The organism is Shimia sp. (assembly GCF_039969785.1).
Classification (GTDB): Bacteria; Pseudomonadota; Alphaproteobacteria; order Rhodobacterales; family Rhodobacteraceae; genus Shimia.
Genome location: NZ_JBDVNC010000018.1, coordinates 222,908 through 243,574, shown reverse-complemented (window position 1 = coordinate 243,574; position 20,667 = coordinate 222,908). Strand labels below are relative to the sequence as shown.

16 protein-coding genes are annotated in these 20,667 nt (G+C 57.3%); 7 read left to right on the top strand and 9 right to left on the bottom strand.

All coding sequences use genetic code 11. From position 1 onward, the window contains the following. Nucleotides 1-15: 15 nt before the first annotated feature. The 3 genes from ABJI08_RS10545 to ABJI08_RS10535 all read left to right on the top strand — a co-directional run bounded on the left by ABJI08_RS10545 (nt 16) and on the right by ABJI08_RS10535 (nt 4,493). Nucleotides 16-1,704, top strand: coding sequence for a sulfatase-like hydrolase/transferase (locus tag ABJI08_RS10545; protein ID WP_348401791.1), 1,689 nt, complete (start codon nt 16-18; stop codon nt 1,702-1,704). A gap of 89 nt (nt 1,705-1,793) precedes the next feature. Beyond that, on the top strand, nt 1,794-3,434 hold the full coding sequence (locus tag ABJI08_RS10540) for an arylsulfatase (protein WP_348401790.1): 1,641 nt from the start codon (nt 1,794-1,796) through the stop codon (nt 3,432-3,434). Between the two features lie 123 nt (nt 3,435-3,557). Beyond that, nucleotides 3,558-4,493: an efflux RND transporter periplasmic adaptor subunit gene (locus ABJI08_RS10535; protein ID WP_348401789.1), complete on the top strand. Its 936-nt coding sequence runs from the start codon at nt 3,558-3,560 to the stop codon at nt 4,491-4,493. Between the two features lie 567 nt (nt 4,494-5,060). Here ABJI08_RS10535 and ABJI08_RS10530 read toward each other — a convergent pair. Together ABJI08_RS10530 and ABJI08_RS10525 are read right to left on the bottom strand one after the other, a co-directional pair. Beyond that, on the bottom strand, nt 5,061-6,104 hold the full coding sequence (locus ABJI08_RS10530; RefSeq protein ID WP_348401788.1) for a Hint domain-containing protein: 1,044 nt from the start codon (nt 6,102-6,104) through the stop codon (nt 5,061-5,063). A 120-nt stretch (nt 6,105-6,224) separates the two neighbouring features. Continuing rightward, nucleotides 6,225-7,130, bottom strand: coding sequence for a LysR family transcriptional regulator (locus tag ABJI08_RS10525; RefSeq protein ID WP_348401849.1), 906 nt, complete (start codon nt 7,128-7,130; stop codon nt 6,225-6,227). A gap of 98 nt (nt 7,131-7,228) precedes the next feature. On the opposite strand from ABJI08_RS10525, the gene metF reads away from it, so the two are divergent. The 4 genes from metF (at nt 7,229) to ABJI08_RS10505 (ending at nt 10,382) form a co-directional block, all read left to right on the top strand. Then, a complete protein-coding gene (gene metF / locus ABJI08_RS10520; protein WP_348401787.1) occupies nt 7,229-8,095 on the top strand; it encodes a methylenetetrahydrofolate reductase [NAD(P)H] in 867 nt (288 codons plus the stop codon). 84 nt (nt 8,096-8,179) lie between these two features. Beyond that, nucleotides 8,180-8,662 carry a PaaI family thioesterase gene (locus tag ABJI08_RS10515; RefSeq protein WP_348401786.1) on the top strand — a complete coding sequence of 161 codons (483 nt, stop codon included), beginning with the start codon at nt 8,180-8,182 and terminating at the stop codon, nt 8,660-8,662. Nucleotides 8,663-8,760: 98 nt separating this feature from the next. Continuing rightward, nucleotides 8,761-9,471 carry a DUF484 family protein gene (locus tag ABJI08_RS10510; protein ID WP_348401785.1) on the top strand — a complete coding sequence of 237 codons (711 nt, stop codon included), beginning with the start codon at nt 8,761-8,763 and terminating at the stop codon, nt 9,469-9,471. Further along, entirely contained in the window at nt 9,459-10,382 is a 924-nt protein-coding gene (locus tag ABJI08_RS10505; RefSeq protein WP_348401848.1) for a tyrosine recombinase XerC, read from the top strand. Before ABJI08_RS10510 ends, ABJI08_RS10505 begins: the two co-directional genes overlap by 13 nt. A gap of 154 nt (nt 10,383-10,536) precedes the next feature. Here the strand turns inward: ABJI08_RS10505 and ABJI08_RS10500 are convergent, their stop codons facing one another. The 7 genes from ABJI08_RS10500 to ABJI08_RS10470 all read right to left on the bottom strand — a co-directional run bounded on the left by ABJI08_RS10500 (nt 10,537) and on the right by ABJI08_RS10470 (nt 20,656). After that, complete coding sequence (locus ABJI08_RS10500) at nt 10,537-11,493, bottom strand: NAD(P)-dependent oxidoreductase (RefSeq protein ID WP_348401784.1); 957 nt, start codon at nt 11,491-11,493, stop codon at nt 10,537-10,539. Between the two features lie 97 nt (nt 11,494-11,590). Then, nucleotides 11,591-12,337 carry an Asp/Glu racemase gene (locus ABJI08_RS10495; protein WP_348401783.1) on the bottom strand — a complete coding sequence of 249 codons (747 nt, stop codon included), beginning with the start codon at nt 12,335-12,337 and terminating at the stop codon, nt 11,591-11,593. Between the two features lie 3 nt (nt 12,338-12,340). After that, a complete protein-coding gene (locus ABJI08_RS10490; protein WP_348401782.1) occupies nt 12,341-13,504 on the bottom strand; it encodes a Xaa-Pro peptidase family protein in 1,164 nt (387 codons plus the stop codon). Continuing rightward, nucleotides 13,497-14,543, bottom strand: a complete 1,047-nt coding sequence (locus ABJI08_RS10485) for a pyridoxal-phosphate dependent enzyme (protein ID WP_348401847.1) — start codon at nt 14,541-14,543, stop codon at nt 13,497-13,499. The genes ABJI08_RS10490 and ABJI08_RS10485 overlap by 8 nt, the downstream gene beginning before the upstream one ends. Before the next feature lie 226 nt (nt 14,544-14,769). Next, nucleotides 14,770-17,574, bottom strand: a complete 2,805-nt coding sequence (locus ABJI08_RS10480) for a tetratricopeptide repeat protein (RefSeq protein ID WP_348401781.1) — start codon at nt 17,572-17,574, stop codon at nt 14,770-14,772. Next, on the bottom strand, nt 17,571-18,494 hold the full coding sequence (locus tag ABJI08_RS10475) for a polysaccharide deacetylase family protein (protein WP_348401780.1): 924 nt from the start codon (nt 18,492-18,494) through the stop codon (nt 17,571-17,573). The genes ABJI08_RS10480 and ABJI08_RS10475 overlap by 4 nt, the downstream gene beginning before the upstream one ends. Then, entirely contained in the window at nt 18,434-20,656 is a 2,223-nt protein-coding gene (locus ABJI08_RS10470; RefSeq protein ID WP_348401779.1) for a glycosyltransferase, read from the bottom strand. Before ABJI08_RS10470 ends, ABJI08_RS10475 begins: the two co-directional genes overlap by 61 nt. Nucleotides 20,657-20,667: the final 11 nt, after the last annotated feature.

The window sequence follows — 20,667 nt, the reverse complement described above, 5'->3', positions numbered from 1 at the left end:
CTGAGGAGGTTTAAGATGAAGACTGCAAAGTCACAATTGCGTAGCTGGGCATGCGTCGCAGCCATCGCGGCAGCAACTCTTCCGTCACTGACATCGGCCGGGGAGGGGGAAATCGTGTATGATGCGGAGTTTTCCTATCTAAAGGCCCAACATGCTGATGTCTGGCAGGCTCAAGATTCCGAGGTCGCGGCTAAGTTGGCAGATATTCGCGCCCAAAATGGCGACATGCCCCCCAACATCATCTACATCCTGATCGACGACGTCGGATTTGGTGAATTTGGTGTCCCCGAGCTCAATTTTGTGCGTGGCTATCAAACTCCATCGCTAAACCAACTGTCCGAAGAAAGCATGTCCTTCGCGCGTATGTATTCTGAGCCCTCTTGCACGCCAACCCGAGCGGCCTTTCTGACGGGTCGCTTGCCTGTTCGCAGCCATATGCTGGAACCCAAAATCGTGCCGCCAGAGGGCAGCGGGCTGAATGCCGATGAGGTGACAATCGCGGAAGTTCTCTCTGAGGTCGGGTACAACACCTCGCATATCGGCAAATGGCATCAAGGTGATATTGAGCAAGGGTATCCCCACAATCAGGGGTTCGACTATGCAAGCTTTGCGATGCACAATCAGGCCGCCTACGGGTTGATGACCAGCGACGCAGAAGCACAAAAATGGGCCTTTGGTGTGACGCCGGATGTCAACGACGCAGGATACGTTCTGGATAAAACCTTCCGCCCAAATGGCTGGATCATGGCTGTCGAGGCTGAAAAAGGTGGCACGGCCTCTGAATGGGGCATCGAAGCTGGCGAAACGGCTGGATACGCTCACTACGATGCCATGAATGATCGGTTTCAAGAACAGGCTATGGAACAACTTCGCGTGCTCGCCGAAAAGCATGAACCGTTCTTCCTGAATTACTGGCCGATGAAGCCGGTTGATTTCAATCGTGCCGGGCTGGAACTGAAAACGGAAAATCGGGGCAGCTGGGTCGAAAGCATGCAGGTGCTGGACGGCTGGATCGGAGATATTCTGACCGACGTTGATCGTCTGGGTATTGCGGACAACACGATTGTCATTGCCATGGGCGACAATGGCGCAATGGGTCAAGGGATGCCCTACACCGGGTTCTCCGACATGGTCTATCGCGGCTTTAAGGGCGAGACCACCGAGGGTGGTATTCGCGTTAACGCGTTTATGCGATGGCCCGCAGCGATCAAGGCTGGCAGCACTGTTGGCGATATGATCCATGTATCGGATCTGTACACGACTCTGGCAAATGTCGCAGGTGCCAAGGGGAGCATCCCGACAGATCGCGTGATCGATGGCATCGACCAGACCCATTTGATTCTCGAGGGTGATGGCAATGGTCGCCGTGACTACCTGCATGTCTATGCTGGCAAAACTCTAAGCGCGACGATCAAGGAACAGTTCAAAGTCCATTGGCCTGCTCCGGGTACCGCAGGGTTCAAACTACCTATTTACAACTTGCTTCACGATCCCCGTGAAGAACACCCCTTGAAGACCCAAGGCATGTGGACCGTGGCCTTCTTTGAAGACATGCTTCATCGCCACCTGGCTTTAAAAAAGGCCTACCCGAATCGTGAAGAAACGCTTGGGGAGTCTTACGCCGGGATCGACAACCTGCGCCCGGAAACCCTGCAGCTTCTCGAGAATGCGGCTCTGGCCAAGAGCTTTAGCTCACACGACTAAGCGCGCGCTTCTCCCTGAACCATTGCGGTGTCTGGAATGTAGCCAGGCACCGTCATTCAAATCGCCACGGCAAGTTGAGGTACAAAAACATGCTCTCTAAGCGGTACATTCTCCCTATTCTGTTGGCGCTGGCATCTCCGGGGATGGCCCAGCAAACGCCGCCAAACGTGTTGCTAATCGTAGCAGATGACATGGGGTACACCGATATCGGTCCATTTGGCAGCGAGATTGCGACACCAACTCTTGATGCACTTGCTGACGAGGGGCAGCTCCTGACGAACTTCCACGTCTTGGCCAGTTGCTCACCGTCTCGTTCGGTTTTGTTGTCTGGCATGGACAACCACCGTGCTGGTCTCGGCACAATGAGTGAAATGATGTCGGATAAGATCAAGGGATTGCCGGGCTACGAGGGCCACTTGAGCCACCGGGTCGCCGCGCTGCCCGAGGTCATGAAAGCCGGTGGCTACGATACTTACATGGTCGGCAAATGGCACCTTGGGGAAGAAACAGAGGATTTTCCAAGCGCACGCGGTTTTCAGGACACGTTTGTCCTTGTCGACGGCGGGGGCAGCCATTGGGCGGATCAGAAGTGGGTCACGCCGACCGTGCCCATGCACTACGCCCGGAATGGTCAGGAGGTGGCCACACTACCGGATGATTTCTATTCCACCAAAAACTACACCGACGAGTTGATCGCGTGGATCGAACGTGATCAGGCCAACGGCAAACCGTTCTTTGCCTATCTCGCCTACACCGCACCGCACGATCCCTTGCACGCGCCTGCTGAATACATCGACAAGTACAGGGGCAAGTACGATCGCGGCTGGGATAATCTGCGCAAAACTCGTCTGCAAAGATTGAAAGATCTGGGAATGGTCTCGCCCGATGTTACCCCTTTCCCACGTCTTGGATCTGTAGCGGCTTGGGAAAACCTTTCAGATGAGGAGCGAGCGATGGCCGCCCGCGACATGGAGGTCTATGCCGCCATGATCGATTACATGGATGAGCAGATTGCCCGTGTCATCACTTCGCTGAAAGAGACAGGACAATATGAAAACACGATGATCCTGTTCATGTCTGACAACGGTGCCAATGGCGCGCATCTGGACGACTATCCGGGGCAGACCCCGGAATACATGGCTGCATTTGACAACAGTTTGGAAAACCGTGGTCTGAAAAACTCGTTGATCGATCAGGGGCCAGGTTGGGCGCAGGTCAGCATGATCCCGAGCCGCTTGTTCAAGGGGTCCAAGGCCGAGGGTGGTATCCGCTCGCCGTTGGTTGTGAAAATGCCTGCGAACATGCCCACAGGAACCGGGATCAACGGATCATTTCTGCACATCCGAGATATCATGCCGACCATTCTGGAAGCCGCTGGCATTGAGGTTCCAAACGAAGAATTTGAGGGGCGTGCAATTTTGCCGGTTCAGGGAAATTCGGTGTTGCCTCTCCTGAAGGGAGAGATTGCGCAAACCGGTCCGGAAACCACAGAAGTGGGGTACGAGCTGTTCGACCAGAAAGCCTATTTCAAAGCCCCGTGGAAAGCCCTTTGGATGCCTGAACCCTTTGGAACCGGCGAATGGGAACTCTACAACATTGAGAGCGACCCAGGCGAATTGAATGATCTGGGCAAAAAGTACCCTGAGATGCTCGCCGAGCTTGTCGACCTGTGGGAGCAGTACAGCACCGAAAACGGTGTTCTCGACCTCATGTCACAAGACGGTCACTAGCAGGCTTTCCAGCCTTTTCTGTCCTGTCGCCGGTCGCGCGGCGACAGGTTCTAACAACACGGGAAGTATTTGCATGGATGGATGCTTCCTCGCCACAACGACATACTGAGAGAGGTAGTACCGATGGCACTGATTATTGCGCTTTATGCCATTCCCGTCTGGCTGATCTTCTTCAAGTTCAACCTTCTTCCGTGGAATCGCCTCACCAAGATCCTCGTCAGCCTTGTCGGCTTGATAATCGTCCTCGTTGTAGTCGGCTTGTTGAACACAAAAACGCCCTCTGGTCGTATCTCGGTCATCGCGCATGTCGTTGAGATTGCTTCGCCCGTGGCGGGAACAATTCAATCGGTCACGGTGTCAGCAAATGAAAAGATCACTGCGGGCACAGTTCTTTTTGAGGTCGATCCAACCCCATACCGGGCAAAACTCGATCAGGCCGAAGCAGACCTGAAGCTGGCAGGTCTCAGTTACGACAGGCGAAAGGCTCTGTTTGACCGTAACAGTGGCGCCACGTCCCAACAGGATGTCGATGAAGCCCGAGCAAATCTGGATGGCGCACAGGCGCGTAAGGATCTGGCGCAATACAATCTGGATCAAACACGTGTCATTGCGCCGGCAGACGGAATTGTAGGTTCAATCCGAATATCGGCCGGAGATCTGGCGCGCGCGATGGACCCCGTAATGCCGTTCATTCGCACGGACAGTGTCCTGCTTAGCGGTGTGTTTTCTCAGAATGGCGTTGACGCAATGCCCGAGGGAACGCCTGTAAAGATTACCTTCGATCGAAAACCCGGGAAAATCTTCACGGCCACGGTCAAGAGCATTTCCGCAGGAACGGCATCAGGCCAAGTCGAGGGAGGGTCTGCACTGCTGAGCGCGATTGATATCGGTTCTTCCTCTGAAGTGCTTGTTCTGCTGTCCTGGCCCGACGAAATCAATACGTCCGCTATTGCTGCCGGATCGGTTGGTTCGGCGACCGCGATCGGACCTGATGCCGGAGCGATAGGTATCCTTGCAACGGTGTTGTTCTATCTGAAGATGCTAGGAGCGTATCTGTGACCTAGCTACCTAAGATTGGTTCAAGTGAATTGGTACTGGCGACGAAGGCGACGGACTAAGGCGTTTCCCAACACTTTCAGCGTTTTCTGGGTCTGTAGAGCCACTCATTTTCCCAGCACATCGTCAGCAAAAGAGTTACCCCTGACTGCCTGAGGACATTGGCTGCGCCCCTTTCGAATAGCCTCAACCAGCGCATATCCGATCTTAACGCAATCCGCAGAGAATTCACACTTCCCGCCCGACGTACAAATTGGTTACGTCCGCTTTGGACTGCCTGCGGTCATCCATCCCTAACAAGCGAGTGGCGGCTTCGTCCGCCGACCCGACATTCGGTATGGAGCGCAACTCTTAACTTATGCACCTTCCGAAAGATGCCTTGTGTTTGCGAGCGGTAGGCGGTGCGAACATCAGGTGCGCATTCAAGTGAATATCTGATCGCGAACATCGACAGGATTTGCGTCATAGTCCCGTAGCGATTCATACACAGGGACCGGGGCGGCGCTGCGTTACGCAACACGGTTGCGTGCAGCCCCCTATGCGCCGCCCCTCCCCCCCCTGCGGGCTCCGTCAATGCACCAGCAGCTGCGCTTCTCGCGGTCTTATGCTGGGGCGCGCATCGGCGCCGTAGGCGGTGAGCCCAACATTGCGGAGTTCCGGGAACAGGGAATAAATCTCGTCTCGGCTGGCCTTGCCCATCGCCGAAAGCCCGTGTTCGCCGGGCAAAAAGCTTTCGCTGGGGATGCCTTCGGCATAGACGATCTCGTGACAGTCAAACATGATGTGCACATAGGTGACCTCGGCGCTTTCGACCTGCCGGACCGAGCCGCCATTCACCAGACTGATGGCAGGCACCAGAACCTCGCGTTCACCGAAATGCATCTGCACACGCCACCCGGCCACCAACATACGATGCTGCGGAGACACCGTCAGCGTCTCTTCATTGCCCAATGCACCCTTTTGAAACAGCACCGGGGCCATATTTCCGCGCGCAGGCACAGTGCGCCGCCCGGTCCAGCGCAAAGGCTGAAACCCGTGATCCATCGTTAGAACCATGTCACCGGGCTGCAACTCTTCGACCGGGCGCTGCCCCTGTTGGGTGATGATCTGGGTGCCCGTTGTAAAGCAGACAACAAAATCCCATTCCTGTCGGCTTGACGTCATTCCGGTGAAGCGATTGCCCACAAGGCTGTCCAGCGACAAGGACCGGATTGCCCCCGCCTCAAGCGCGGCCTGATCGCCGTTGTCCGAAAATTCCGGTGCTATGTAGGCGTTGCCGTCTGTGTCCTGAAACAACACGGCTGTGATGGTTGCGGTTGTGCCGTCAGTAAAAGTGATTGTCGCGTTGTAGATGGATGTCCCGTCAAAGGTTTGCGCGGCCCCGCCATCGATGGAAAACTGGTCTGCCGGGTTGTTGTCCATGTCATAGGTACCGCCGGGACTGCCAACAGCCGTCAGTTCGACAAAGTCATTGACCAGCGCGTCACCGGACGATCCGAAGCTCTGCCCGACCAGAGCGCTGGCATTTTCGGCAAAGTTGTTCCCTTCGGTCGTATCAATATCGGCAAGCACACCAAGCGAGATCGCGTTGAACGTTGTTGGCATATTCGTCATAGGGCCGCGATGGCCCTCCCCCTAATCAGCAGATGGGGGCAACATGCCGGGTGCAGGACCCGTACGTCAGGGGGAGAAAATGAGCGAAATCGTCACTGACCTTAAGTCAACCTGCCCCGATCAGGCGGCTTGCAAACGACGCGCTTCTTTGCCAGCCAGCGCGATCAGGTCCTGCATAAACGGTTTTTTCAGATCGCCGTCGCGGGTGGCGGCATATAGCTGACGGGTGACCCCGTTTTCGGTCAGAGGTCGGGTTATATAATCGCTGCTGTATTTGACCTCGCGCACAACCCAGTCCGGTAAAACCGACACACCACGATTGGACGCCACCAACAACAGGATCACAGCCGTCAGTTCGGCCTGCCGGATCGCCGCCGGTTCCACCTTGGCCGGGGTCAAAAGCTGAGAGAATATGTCCAGCCGCGCCCGATCCACCGGATACGTGATCAATGTTTGCCCGCGAAAATCAGCCGCGTCGATCCAGTCTTTCTGGGCCAGAGGATGATGGGATGAGGCGACAAAAACGGCATCATAATCAAACAGATGCGAGAAAGAGATGCCCGGCAGTTTTTCCGGATCAGAGGACACAACGAGGTCCACCTCTTCTTTTTGCAATGCGGGCATGGCGTCAAAGGCCAGTCCGGGGCGAATGTCGACATCGACATCAGGCCATTTCTTGCGAAACGCTTCGAGAACCGGGAACAGCCATTCAAAACAAGCATGGCATTCGATTGCGATATGCAAACGCCCAGAGCTGCCATCGCGCAGGCCATTAAACTCGGCTTCCAGTGCCTCGACTTCGGGCAAAACCTGATTGGCCAGTCGCAACAGACGCAGGCCCGCTGCCGACAGTTTCATCGGTTTGGAGCGGCGTACAAACAGCTCAACCCCGGCCTGTTCTTCAAGCCCTTTGATCTGATGGCTGAGCGCAGACTGAGTGATGTTCAACTGTTCCGCTGCCCGGGCTAGCCCGCCAAATTCATGAACGGCCCGCACAGTGCGCAGATGACGGAATTCGATATGCATCTTCATGTGAAACTCATGACGTTCTTGAGAATTATGAATTTGCGTAAAGATGCCATGTGTGAGACATGAGGGCAACCGCAAGTTATGGACGTGATAAAATGACTGTACCTCATATTTCTTTCGAATTCTTTCCGCCTCAGAATCTGGAGGCGTCTTTTCGGCTGTGGGATACGGTTCAAGCCCTGGCGCCGCTTAATCCAAAATTTGTATCTGTCACATATGGTGCCGGCGGCACCACCCGCGATCTGACCCGCGACGCGGTGGCAACATTGCACAAATCCAGCGGGTTGAACGTGGCGGCGCATCTGACATGCGTGAATGCCACACGCGAAGAGACCTTGAAAATTGCCGATGATTTTGCGGCGGCGGGTGTAAACGAAATTGTTGCCCTGCGCGGCGATCCCCCCAAAGGCAGCGACACGTTCGAAGCGCACCCGGACGGGTTTGCCAATTCCATCGAACTGATCGAAGCGCTGGCCGCGACGGATAAATTCACCATTCGCGTCGGTGCCTACCCGGAAAAACACCCCGAGGCGGCGTCGCTTGATGCGGATGTTGAATGGCTGAAACGCAAGATCGACGCAGGCGCAGCTGAGGCGATCACGCAGTTCTTTTTTGAGGCGGACACGTTCCTGCGGTTCCGCGATGCCTGTGCCAGGGCCGGTATCGACGCGCCAATCGTGCCGGGAATTCTGCCGATTGAAAACTGGAAGGGCACGCGCAATTTCGCCCGCCGTTGTGGCACGGATGTGCCCGCATGGCTGGACGATGCCTTTACAAAAGCTGTGCGCGACGGGCGTGAAGATCTGCTGGCCACAGCGGTGTGCACTGAGCTGTGTTCGGAATTGCTTGACGAAGGCGTTGATGCATTGCATTTCTACACGCTCAACCGCCCCGAGCTGACACGTGATGTCTGTCACGCGCTGGGGGTTGTTCCGGACCTGCGTCTGGAAAACGTTGCGTAACACTTCGCGTCTGATGAGCGCTCTTGCTTGCGCCCGGATGCAAATTGCGGCCTCCTGAACGGGAGGAGTTCAGGAGGTCGCGCTATGCCCAATAATCCCACCCAACACGCAGTTGATCCTGCACCGAACGGATCTGGGCTGGCGATGATGCAAGACATCATTTCCGGGCGCGTCGCGCCGCCAGCCATGGGAAAAACGCTTGGGTTTTACATGGTACATGCCGAGGACGGCAAAGTGATCTTTGAGGGCACACCGGACTCTTCGGTGATCAATCCATCTAACACAGTGCATGGCGGTTGGTATGGTGCCATTCTGGACAGCTGCATGGGCTGCGCGGTGCACAGCAAGCTGAAATCCGGGCAGATTTACACAACGCTGGAATACAAGATCAACCTGATCCGCGCGATCCCCGTTGGGGTCACGGTACGCGCCACCGGGGTGGTGCATCACGCCGGACGATCAACCGGGATTGCAGACGGAGAAGTACGCGGTGTCGAGGATGATCGGCTCTATGCCATCGGCTCGACCACCTGTATTATTATGGACGCCCCTGCCGCCAAGACCTGACCGCCTGCGCTGCATTTTAAAATCGTTGCAAAAAAGTTGCGGCATTCGCGGCCCGGCTCTGCTATTGTCTCGGAAACGACCAATAACTTGGCACAAAAATGAGCAGTAATCTCAAGATCGACGACAGTTTGCGGGAAAAAATTATCTCGCAGCCGGATGTGATTCTGGAAGACCGCGACCTGATGCGGGCCCTGATCGCAGCCAATGAAAAAACCATGGGCGGCAATATTGTCGACCTGCGTGGCATCGCTATGGAGCGGCTGGAAGCCCGGCTTGACCGGTTGGAGGACACCCACCGGTCAGTGATCGCTGCGGCTTATGAAAATCTGGCAGGCACCAATCAGGTGCATCGCGCCATCCTGCGTATGCTGGACCCTGTTGAATTTGACTCGTTTCTCAAGGATCTGGGCGGCGATGTTGCCGGCATTCTGCGGGTCGACGCGGTGCGGCTGGTTCTGGAAACGGAACAGGACACAACTCAGGACCGCGCATTGCAAAGTCTCGGGGACGTTCTGTGTGTGGCAGACCCGGGGTATATCGAGGCCTATCTGACTGGCGGTCGTAATGTACCGCTGCGACAGGTAACGTTGCGCCAGCTTCAGACCGGCGCTGAGAATATTTACGGTGAAGAGGCGGATTGGATTCGCTCTGAGGCCTGCCTGAAGCTGGATTTCGGCCCCGGCCGTTTGCCCGGTCTTCTGGTGATGGGGGCCGAAGACCCACATCAGTTCACCCCACAGCAAGGCACGGATTTGCTGGCGTTTTTCGCCGGTGTGTTTGAACGCGCCATGCGCCGCTGGCTATCGTGATCAGCCCGGCGGCCAGCGATGCTCTAGAAACATTTCTGGCCCAACGCGCCGCTTTGGCCGAAGCATCCGAAAACACGCTGACAGCCTATCGCGGGGACGTGGTGGAATTTCTGGTATTCATGACCGGCCACAAAGGTGGACCGCAGGGCATAGCACCGTTGACCGATCTGTCGGTGTCAGACATGCGATCATGGATGGCGCATGCGCGCGCCGGGGGATTAGGTGCACGGTCATTGTCACGCAAGCTGTCAGCGGTCAAAAGCTTTTATCGCTGGCTCGCGGAACGTGAAGATTTCGATCCAACGGCCGTTTTGTCTGCGCGCGCCCCGAAGTATCAACGCAAGCTGCCGCGCCCCTTGCCCGAAGATGCCGCGCGGGCGGTGTTGGAAACTGTCGAGCTGCAATCTGACAAGAGCTGGATCGGCGCGCGCGACACGGCGGTGATGACATTGCTTTATGGATGTGGCTTGCGGATTTCCGAAGCGCTTGGGCTGAAGGTCAAAGACGCGCCGTTGCCTGTGTCACTGAGGATTGTCGGGAAAGGCGGCAAAGAGCGGCTGATCCCGGTGATCGATGCGGCCCGCGACGCTGTGCAGAGCTATTTGCGGCTATGCCCCTATGCTGCGGACCCGGACAGCCCGTTGTTTCGTGGTGCGCGTGGAGGTGCGCTGAGTGCGCGCCAGATTCAAAAGACGATGGAAAGAACCCGCATGCAGTTGGGTCTGCCCGCGACGGCCACGCCGCACGCCATGCGCCACAGCTTTGCCACGCATCTGTTGGCGGCGGGCGGTGATCTGCGCGCGATCCAGGAGTTGCTTGGGCATGCCTCATTATCGACCACCCAGACCTATACCGAGGTGGATGCAGCGCGCCTGATGGAAGTTTACAACCGCACACATCCCAAAGCCTGAACCAAAGCTCCCGCCAATTTGAGGCGCAGCAAGCTGCACCACATATCATTGGGCATGGCTCAGCAGAGCTGAGCCTGGGGGGCGCTGCCCCCGCTCGCGCGCTGCGCGACTCCCCCGGAGTATTTTGGGAAGATGAAAAACTGGCTCTTTGTGTTTAAAAGCGGGCTTGTCCCTGTGGGATCACTTCGTATCCCGGTTCTTCGGGTTCATCATCGGTCATTTCAGCCGGAAACCCGGGAGCCGTGATGTTGAGGTCTGTGGCCTCTTCAAGGCGGCGGATGATGTTGGGGCTGAGCTCGCGTTCGCCAAACCGTGCGATGGCGTCGTCGAAAATTTTGATCATCAGCGGGTTCATTTCCAGCGGCACGCCCGCGCGATCCGCCACGTCCTGAAACAGGCCGATGTCCTTTTTGACCAGATCCATGGTGAAGCTGATGTCGCGCGAGCCGTTCAGGATCACCTGGCTTTCAGTTTCATGCACAAATGACGTGCCCGAGCTTATTTTGATCGCCTCATACGTGGTGTTGAGGTCCATGCCTGCGGCCCTGGCGGTGACCAGCGCTTCGGCGCAGGTGATCAGGTTGGCGGTGGCGAGGTAATTGGTGATCACCTTCAAGACAGACGCCGTGCCCAATTCGCCGGTATGCAAGATACGGCGGCCCATTTTTGTCAGAAGCGGCAGGATGGCATCAAACGTTGCCCGATCACAGCCAGCGAAAATCGAGATATTGCCGGTATCAGCCCGGTGACAACCGCCCGAAACCGGACAATCGACGGCCGCGCCGCCACGGTCGATCAAAAGAGCACCCAGCCGTTTGACCTCGGCCTCATCTGTGGTGGACATTTCCATCCAGATTTTGCCCGGCGTGACCTTAGGCAACATCTGTTGCATCACCGTGTCTGAGGCTGCAGGCGACGGCAGGCAGGTGATCACGGCGTCGCAATCGCGCATCAGATGGGCCGGGTTGTCTGCCGCCTTGGCGCCCTGGGCGACTTTGGCTGCGACCAGATCAGCGTTCAGATCATAGACGCTCAGGTCCGTGCCATTGCGCAGCAGGCTACCGCTGAGTTTACTGCCGACATTTCCAAGCCCGATGAACCCGATTTTCATGGTCAATTCTCTCTGTTGTTTTCAGAGAGGGTGCAGGACATAAAAGCGTCCTGTCATGTTCATCCGCGACATGGGGATCACAATTTTCGAGGCCGGATCAGGGCCGATTGATCGCACCGGGCGCGTCGGGTGCCATGGGTGCGCCGGAAAGCTGTGCCATGTGCCACACCAGTGAGAGATTGCTGCTGAGCACAGGTTTTCCGAGGGTTTGTTCGATGTCGTCAATCACGTCCAATGTGCGCAGGTTTGTACAGGACAAAAATACGCCCTGCACCTGATCCGAGCGACCCACGTCGAGAGCCGCGGCGCGGATCGAGGCGGCGTCGATCCGGGCGACCCGCTCCTCTCCGGCCTCACCGAAAGATACGATATAGGGCACCGCGATGCCCGCTGATTGAAAGGCGTTGCGCACAGGTTCTGAGACGCTGTCGATATAGGGTGTGACCATGCCCAAAGTGCTGAGATCCAACGCCTTGCACGCGGCCAGAGAGGCCGTCAGCGGGTCAGTCACAGCTGTGTCGCCAGCGCCCTTGCGCACCAGATCGGCCACTTGCCCCGCACCGATCATTGTGGTGCCCGAGGTGCAGCCATACCCAACAGCGTCAAACGGCGCAGCGGGTGGAAATAGCGCCGCCGCGGCGGGCAAATCTGTTTCCATCGCTCTGAGCGTGTCGGGGGTGACATCCGGGTCGCTGGGCAGGCGGCTGACGTAAAGTGCGACATCGCGTGCGGGGAACAGGCGACGAAAATCCTGTTCCAACGTTTCGTCAAATTTCAACACGATCAGACCAAGCGTGGCCGCGGTGCCAATCGGGTCGGTTAGTTCAAACGGGAAATGCGTCATGTATCACCTCAGGATCGGCAGGTCGCGGGGCGCGCGCGTCGAGAGTAGTTCGACGCCTTTGTCGCGCAAGACGATGTTTTCTTCGTGAACCATGATTTTTCCGGGTGCGATCTCGACCCCCGGTTCGAGCGTCAGCACCATACCGGCGCGCAGTTCGGTTTGATCATGGGGTGTGAAAGACGGCCATTCGGTCAGCGTGATGCCCAACCCATGCCCCAGACGCCCGCCGCCGGGGGTCTGACCGTGGCCGCGTAAACTCTGGACCAACAAGTGATGCACATCGCTGGCCAACATGCCCGGACGCATCGCAGCCATTGCCGCATCCGTGGCCGCAAAAAGGGCCTCATGCGCGCGTGACACCGCATCATTTGCATGGCCAATGGCAAAATTGCGGTCGAAATCGCAAAAATAGCCGTCCAGAACCGCGCCAGTGTCCAGCATCAGAACGTCCCCATCGGCCAAAGGCACCGGGCCTGCGGGTGAGATGACATCGCCATATCCCCCCTGCCCTGCGCCCCCGGCTGTGTAGCTGACCCAATCGGCCCCGCCGGCCAGCAACGCAATCTGAAACTGGCGAAAAACCTGGTCCAGCGCGTGCCCCGGTCCGGCAAAATCAGGAACCTGTGCAAAGGCTGTATCTGCCACTGCACAGGCGGCGCGAATTTTGGTGATCTCTGCCTCGGACTTGACCTCGCGCACGCGCTGTACAACGACGGTGGCATCTGCGAAGCGGCGTGGCGCAAGCCCGTCGCAGACACGGATGTAATCCCCAACCGGCATGCGCAGCTGAGTTTCCAGCCCCATCGGCAGGCCAATGCTGCCTGTCGCGGGGACCAATCCGGTCAGCGTGTCGATCAACAGGCTGACGCCGTCGTCACCCGGAAACGGTGCGTCCCATGTACGGATGTCTGAAATCCAGCTTTGCCCCATCAGATCGGCGCCGATGGCCGGGATCACGGCGACCGGATCGCCATTGGCCGGAACGATGACAAACCATGGGCGCGCCGGGCTTTCCCAGAACCGGGTCAAAAAGCCGGTTACGTAAAATATATCCGCCGCCGTGGTTAGCAACAACGCGTCCTGACCAACGGCATGCATCGCAGTTTGCAACCGCGTCAGGCGGGTCCGGTATTCTGCCGTCGGAAAGCCACGCCCTGTTTCAGCCATCTTCGGGGCCTTCGCTTAGGAAACACAACACGCGTGCATCCGAGCCAATACCGTCGATCCCGGCCAAAAGAGCAGCAACCCCCGCCGCGCCTGACGGTGTGCTGTGCAGCCCGACATCAGCCAGCGTCGAGACGGCCTGGCCGGCCTCTTCTTCGGAGATCGTGACAAACAAGTCGGCGTCGCGCGCCAGCCCATTCAGCGCCACAAGAGACGCGGTTTTGCAATCCAGACGCCCCATCTCAGACACTGGTCCGGTTGTATCGACCAGCGCACCTGCGCGAATGCTCTCGATCAGGGCGGGGGCAAATTCAGGTTCAACGACAATGATTTGCGGCGCATCCCCCCAGACTTTGCGTGCATAGGTGGCAACGGCGGCGGCCAGCCCGCCGACACCGGCCTGCAACAGAATGTGGGTCGGAGGTTCCGGGATCTGTGCCGCCGCTTCTGCGACCATTTGCAAGTAGCCCTCCATTACCCGATAGCCGGGTCCGGTGGTTCCGAGCCATGTGCTGTCGGACAACAGGTTCCAATCGTTGGTATCGGCGTCCTGACGCGCCGCGTCCATACTGGCTTCGTAGTCGTCCCCGGCGCGCACCACTTCGGCCCCCTGAACCCGCAACCGTTCAGCGAAGGCTTCGGGCACGGTTTGAGCCAGATAAATCACAGCTCTGGCGCCAAACACGCGCGCGCCAGCGGCCACTGACATACCATGATTGCCTGCGCTGGCGGTCGCGTACGTGCGCCCTATGAGCGCTTTGGACCAGTCTTCGGGCACTGTTTCGGCCGCATCATGGGCGATGCAATAGGCCGCGCCCAGCGCCTTGAAACTGCCCAGCCCCATGCGCGCGCGCTCATCCTTGATCCACAGCCCCGCGACACCGGCCTGTTGCGCCAGATCCGGCACACAGATCAGCGGGGTTTCGCCATGCGCGGGGCAAAAAGCCAACAGTTTGGCCACGGCATCGGCGTTCTGACTGGGGAACTGCTCTGCTCCGGCCAAGCCCTGCCCGCGAAAAGGGTTAATTATGCAGTGCGGCATGGCGCGTCCTTTGATGGCTGATGACTTCGGCAAAGCCTGCCAGAAAAGGGCGGGCTGAGGATAGGGAATTCCGACCAAAGGCGCGTCGTTTTCGAACTTTTCATTGAATGCCACAGCATTCTGAGGGAATTGCGCTTTGCAATTTTGACTAAGAAGACTCTCCTTTGGCCATGCCGTACACCAAAAATTGCACAGCCTGCCGCCACGCAGTTTCGTCTGACGGCCATTAAAACAAATAGAACAGAATTGTGGTGACTTCGGTCGAAAACGGTCCATTACGACAAAAACGCGCCGCGCCAAGCGACCGACAAAGGGCATTCACGGACCGGATCGTACTCGAAGTCAGCAGGCCATTAGGATTGCCGTTGTAAAATCCTCGCTCCTGTAATTCCAACTGAAGCAAGTACACGAAAGCATTCGGGTTTGCCCGGATAACCTGTTGCATCACGCGAGGGCGGGTATCGGGCGCAAGGGCCTTTATTCGGGAATGGAACTCGGGGAAGGAACTGCGTTGCGCCGTCTTCAATGAGATCAGGATATTCTGAATTTCGAGAGTTTCGGGCGTGAGATCATCTGCAACATCTGCAAGCGCTTCTCTCGCTTTGTTCAGATCCTTCCGCGCAATTTCACATCCCCTGTCATCCTGGCCGTCGCGGTATGCCGCCACCAAACGTAAACTGGCCTCAATACTTCCGGCCGCAGCAACGTCTGACAGTTGGTCCAGCATGATCTTTGGTCGACATTTTGCCGGTTGCTTTCCGTCAACCAGTGACGCCAACACAGCTGTGGCTTCAGAAACCCCGCTTTGCGCCGCATGCTGCAACAATTCAATGCCTTCTTCCACAGACTCAGGCTTGCCGAAATTGCGCTCTGCGAGCCCCTGCCCGATCATGAACCCCGCATATTTGCTGCCCAGCGCAGCAGCTCTTTCCAGATATTCGTGCGCACGCCTGCGATCCGTCGTGCCAAACAATCCCCAACGATAAACCTCTGCCAGCCGGACCAGTGCATCGATATTTCCCGCGTCCCCGGCAGCGTTGTAAAATGCCAAGGCGGCCTCAATATCGAGCTTATCGGCGTGACCGCGCGCAAGCATGTCGGCCAGCTTGAGCATGGCTTCCGCGTTGCCCGCACCCGCAGAGGTCTCCAGAATGCGCAACCCTTCAGAAACATCCCGCATAACGCCGCTGCCATGAACCAGCATTTCACCCACCCGGATTTGCGCGCGCGCGTGTCCCAACTTCGCCGCATGATCCAGATATCCAAAGGCTCGGGCCAAATCGGTGCCGTCGATGCGACCAATTCGTCCCGAATAATAGTCGGCAAGAACCACTGAGGCATCCGGAAGTCCGCCCATCGCAAGACCTTTTAACTGGCGCAGCCCTGCCTCTTCATCCGGATCAGTGCCCTGACCTTCCAAAAGCATGGTTGCGGCCTTTAGACTTGCCCAAACATGTCCCGCGTCTGCCGCACTTTGAAAATGTTGGTAGGCCGCCTGGGTGCTCGACGAAACAGCCGGATGCGTCGGGGCGGCATGAAATTCACCCAATGCATACATCGCGTCGGTACTACCCAACCGCGCGGCTTCCTGCCAGTGTTCCAGCGCCGCGAGGACATTGCTTTCGGTACTCTCGGTCTGAATGCTCAATTCACCGATCTGCACCTGCGCATCAAGGCTTCCCGCGCGCGCGGCCTTTTCCAGATACGTCTTTGCGGCAACCGCGTCGGATTGGGTCTCGTAGTGTGCCGCCAGAATTTCAGCCGCAAACGCATTCCCTGAATTGGTCAATTCGTCGAGCTCACGCGTTGCGGCTGTAATATCAGCCGGGACTCCCCTGCCTTCCAACAGCATCCATGCTGCCTTCAATTTGGCCCAGACGTCGCCACCTTCGGCAGCCTGACGGTAATAATGATAGGCCGTCGCAAGATCCTGCTGCGGCGAATCCTTGCTTTCGGGGTCGTAGTGGGCGCCAAGCTTGTACAACGCTTCAGTGTTCCCGGCATTTGCCGCCTGCCTCAATAGGTCAAGACCCTGTTCAACATTGCGCTCGACCCCCAGGCCCAGAATCAACATTTCTCCTGCCCGGACCTGACCGGTTGCTGACCCCTGCTCGGCTGCCGCCCGAAATGCTTCAAGCGCGCCTTTAGGGTTGGGTTCCAGAGAGCCAGGCACCCCGCGCGCATAGGTCTCGGCGATCAGCAACAATGCGTCCATCGAACCGGAAGCCGCGAGTGCACCTGCCTTCAGCAAGCCCGAAACGGGCTGCGACGGGGTTCCTATCCCGAAGATTTTCATCCTTGCCGCGTGGAGCTGGGCGGCCTCATGGCCCTGGTTCGCAGACTTTTCGAACAGCTCAAAGGCCTTGACCGGGTCTTCCGACAGAAATTCGTCCCCCCCATCCAACAGCATCAGACCGAATGCATATTGTGCCTGCGGGTCACCCATCTCGGCGAGGTTTTGCAGATTTGCGATGTGGGACAAGACGCCTGTTTCCGTATCGGCATTTCGGATGCTCGCGATACTGACCAAGAATTCGGCTTCGGAGTGCCCCAACAACCTGGCCTTTTTTGCAAAGCTCAACGCTTTGGCAGTGTCTTGTTCGACGAAGACGCCGTCGAAATACAAACGGGCCAGTCGCATGCTGCCCTCAGCAGACCCGAGTTCCGCAGCCTTGCTGTAAGCCCGGAGTGTCGCAGCGGCATCCGGTGGGATCGGATCTGACAGGATTTCCACCAGCTGACTTGGGCGGATAACAGACAACACGGGTCTGACATCAGAAACCAAGCCCGAATAGTAGGTGTAGGCGAGTTCCCCGTTGCGTTTGTCTATGCGGCCGCTTCGATGCAGATCGCCAAGCTCCAGAAACACGGAAGCAAACGATTGCGTAATGACTTGGCATGGGGCACTGGGACAATCCCCAAGCCCGGGTTTGGGCGTCTCTGCGTGAAGATTGCCGGCTGCCTGCCCAAGGCGTGGCCAGAGTGCCAACGTTATCGCCGCAATCAAGCCAAGACAGGTCGAGCGCCTCATACCATCCGTCCGAGGTCTTTGCTTTCTGATCGACTTCCTGCGGAAAAACCATCACGATGCAGGCGGCGAACTCTTCGGACGAGGCGCCAAATATCCGTCTTTATCTTGTGCTGGATGGCTGGCGGTTTCGCGCCCTTGCCATGGATTAACTCCAAGAGATCAGAGCCGCTTAGCTGCTCCGTCACGATAAGACGGGACAGCCCGAACAAATCCTCATCTGGAGACGACAGCGCATGCCGCACAACGACCGCCGAACGAAAGCCCGCCTTTCGTACCAGCGCCCGCGTTGTGGTTGAGGCATAGCCAAAAGGGTAGGCAAAACTCTGCACCGGCGCACTGAGTGCGTCTTCAAGTACGATACGGCTTGTTCTGATTTCCTCGCACGCGGCTTTCCGGTCAAGGATGTCGAGTTCCGGATGCGTCATCGAATGCGCACCTATCTCGATCCCCGCATCGAGCAGCTCGAGCATATCCTCAGGCTGCAGCATCGGTCGGCGATCTTCCCCCAGCGCGGCAAGCCAGCCGCTTGTCTTACCAACCGATCCCGCAACAACATAGAGTGTGGCCGCGAACCCAAATTTGGTGAGCACCGGAAGCGCCCCAGATTGAAAATCCTTCAACCCGTCATCAAATGTCACGGCAACACAGCGATCAGGCACCGGCAAGCCCACTGCAAGCTTTTGCGCCAAATCGCTGATCGAGATGGCATGAAAACCGCCCTCCGCCAAGGCTGACATCTGTTCTTCGAACCGACGTGGTGTGACGCACCACCTCCCGTATCTCTGATCGAACTGATCAGATACCGAGTGATACAGCAGGATGGGTATGGTCTGAGAAATCGGGCCGTTCCTTTCCAGGATTATCGGGAAATTTGTTTGCAGGGACCCGCGGGGATCGAAGGGTTGGATCGTGTTTGCCAACGGCTTCTGAAGTAGCCGGGTATGCCCATCAAAATGCCCAATCTTTCACTCCAAACAAAACGGTTTGGGTAATCGTCGGGAAGGCGTTCCATCTTGCTGGACTTGCGAGAGAACATGTGAGCCATAGCCGCAGGAACGCGACGGGCGAAGAATAGAATTGATGCGGGGTTTTCAACGAATTGCTTGGTCAGATAAGCTCCAAGGCCAACTCCATACCCAAAGGCTTGACGTCGCATGCCGTCTTCGCTGCGACGATGAAAGTGCCAAACTATAGCGCCAGGTTCATAGGCAATCTGCGCACCGGTTTGAATCGCCGCCAGAAAAGCCGCCAAATCGTCGCCACCGCGCGCAAGCGTCCCGGCGCCCAGCCTGTCGTCAAACCCGCCCATACGTTCCAATGTATCTCGTCGAAACGACATGTTGGCCCCGGACCCGAATGCGCCTGCCGTATAGGGGAAAAGCGGGTCGGCTGGCCGGTGATCTTCGAGGTCAAACACACGGCGGTGTAACCCCTTGCCAAAGCCACCGTGGCGCTCGGTCCAATATTGCGCCCGCGTTTCAAGCTCGGCAGGCAGGATCAGCCCGGTGACGCACCCAATCTGGTCCGAGGCGGCGAAATTGGCTGCAATCGCAGAAACCCATTCGGGATCGCAGATGACATCATCATCCGTAAAGGCGATTATCTCGCCCAACGCGCAGGAAACTCCCCGGTTGTGCGCCCGTGCCAACCCCGGAATGCTCTCCCTCACGTAAAGCACATTACCAGATGGGGCATAGTGTTCCGATATGAGTTTTTCAGTGGCGTCCGACGAGGGGGCATTGTCGACCACCACGACATCCATCTTCTCATAAGTTTGCAACAGCAATGCATCAAGGCACCGCGCAAGGCTGTCGGGACGGTCCCTTGTGGCAATGACAATCGTAACGTGGGGCGCTTCGTTTCCCAAAACCTGCGGGAGCGGAGCTGGCGGTAGAGGGGTCGGATCGGCCGCGATGATTTCCTCAAACTGATGCGCTGTTATGTCGGCGCCGTTAAACGGAATTTCCAAAATCTTGACGGGTTGGCGATCCGATCGCACCAGGCACCAGGCCGCACCAAAATCTTTGTTTTCCACCGGATCAGCGTGAGAAAGAGCAGGAGGTTCCTCTGTAATATCCGTATCAACGATCCGGATCGGATTGAAGGAGCTGGCCGCCGATGGTTCGGTTTTGTTCGAACGATAAGCCGCGACAACATATGCGCCCGCAGTCACGGCAAAACCATGGATAATGACGCCAGAACGCGCCAGACCCGCGAAATCCCCTCGAAAAAAATCACCAATCCCTCGAAGAATCCCCGCCGGTAGAATTTTGCGCACGTAAGATTTTTCGGTAGAAAGGCCACTGCTTTTACCGACGAAACGGGTCATGTTGGCTTTGGCCCGCCCTTCCGCCCGGCAGCGGGACCTGAAGTAATTCCAGCGTGTGCGGCTCTGCGCGATCTGGTGGCGTACGCGAGCTTCGGGATCGTACCAGACCTTTGCGTCTGGACAGGCTTGGTGCCCGCGTATGAAGAGTTCCGTTTCCTCACACCCGGCCCCATCATTCCCGACCCGTCCAAAATCAGTTCGAAAACCGCCTGCCGACTCCAGAAACGATCGCCGCATCGACATGTTGCACCCAATCAGGTTGCGTACCGGTCCAGCGGTGGTGGGTAGGCCGCGGTAGCTGCAGCCAATAACCCAATCAAATTCCTCGGGAAACCAAAACGGGCGCGCATAGGGCCACTCAGGCGTGATCCCCCCACCGACCGCCGCAACGGTCTGGTCTGCATAGGCGTCGGCAAGTCGCGAAAGCCAGTTTTGCTCGGCAATGGCATCGTCGTCGAGAAATGCAACGACCTCCCCCTTAGCCTGTCCAACTCCGGTATTTCGGGCGTCGGAAAGCCCCTTGGAACCTTCGTTTTCGACGAAGTTCACATCCGAAAACTCCGTCACCAGCGTCGCCAGCAAAATCGGATTGTGATCAATGACAACTACAATTTCGAGCGGCTGGTAGATCTGGGATTGCACAGACTGGATGGCTTTGCGCAGGATCTCAAGACGTTCAGTCGAATAGGCGCAAATCACCACTGAGACAGTAGGTTTTGCGTCCAGTTTTTGCGCGTGAGATTGATCGAACATGTCGGCCACTC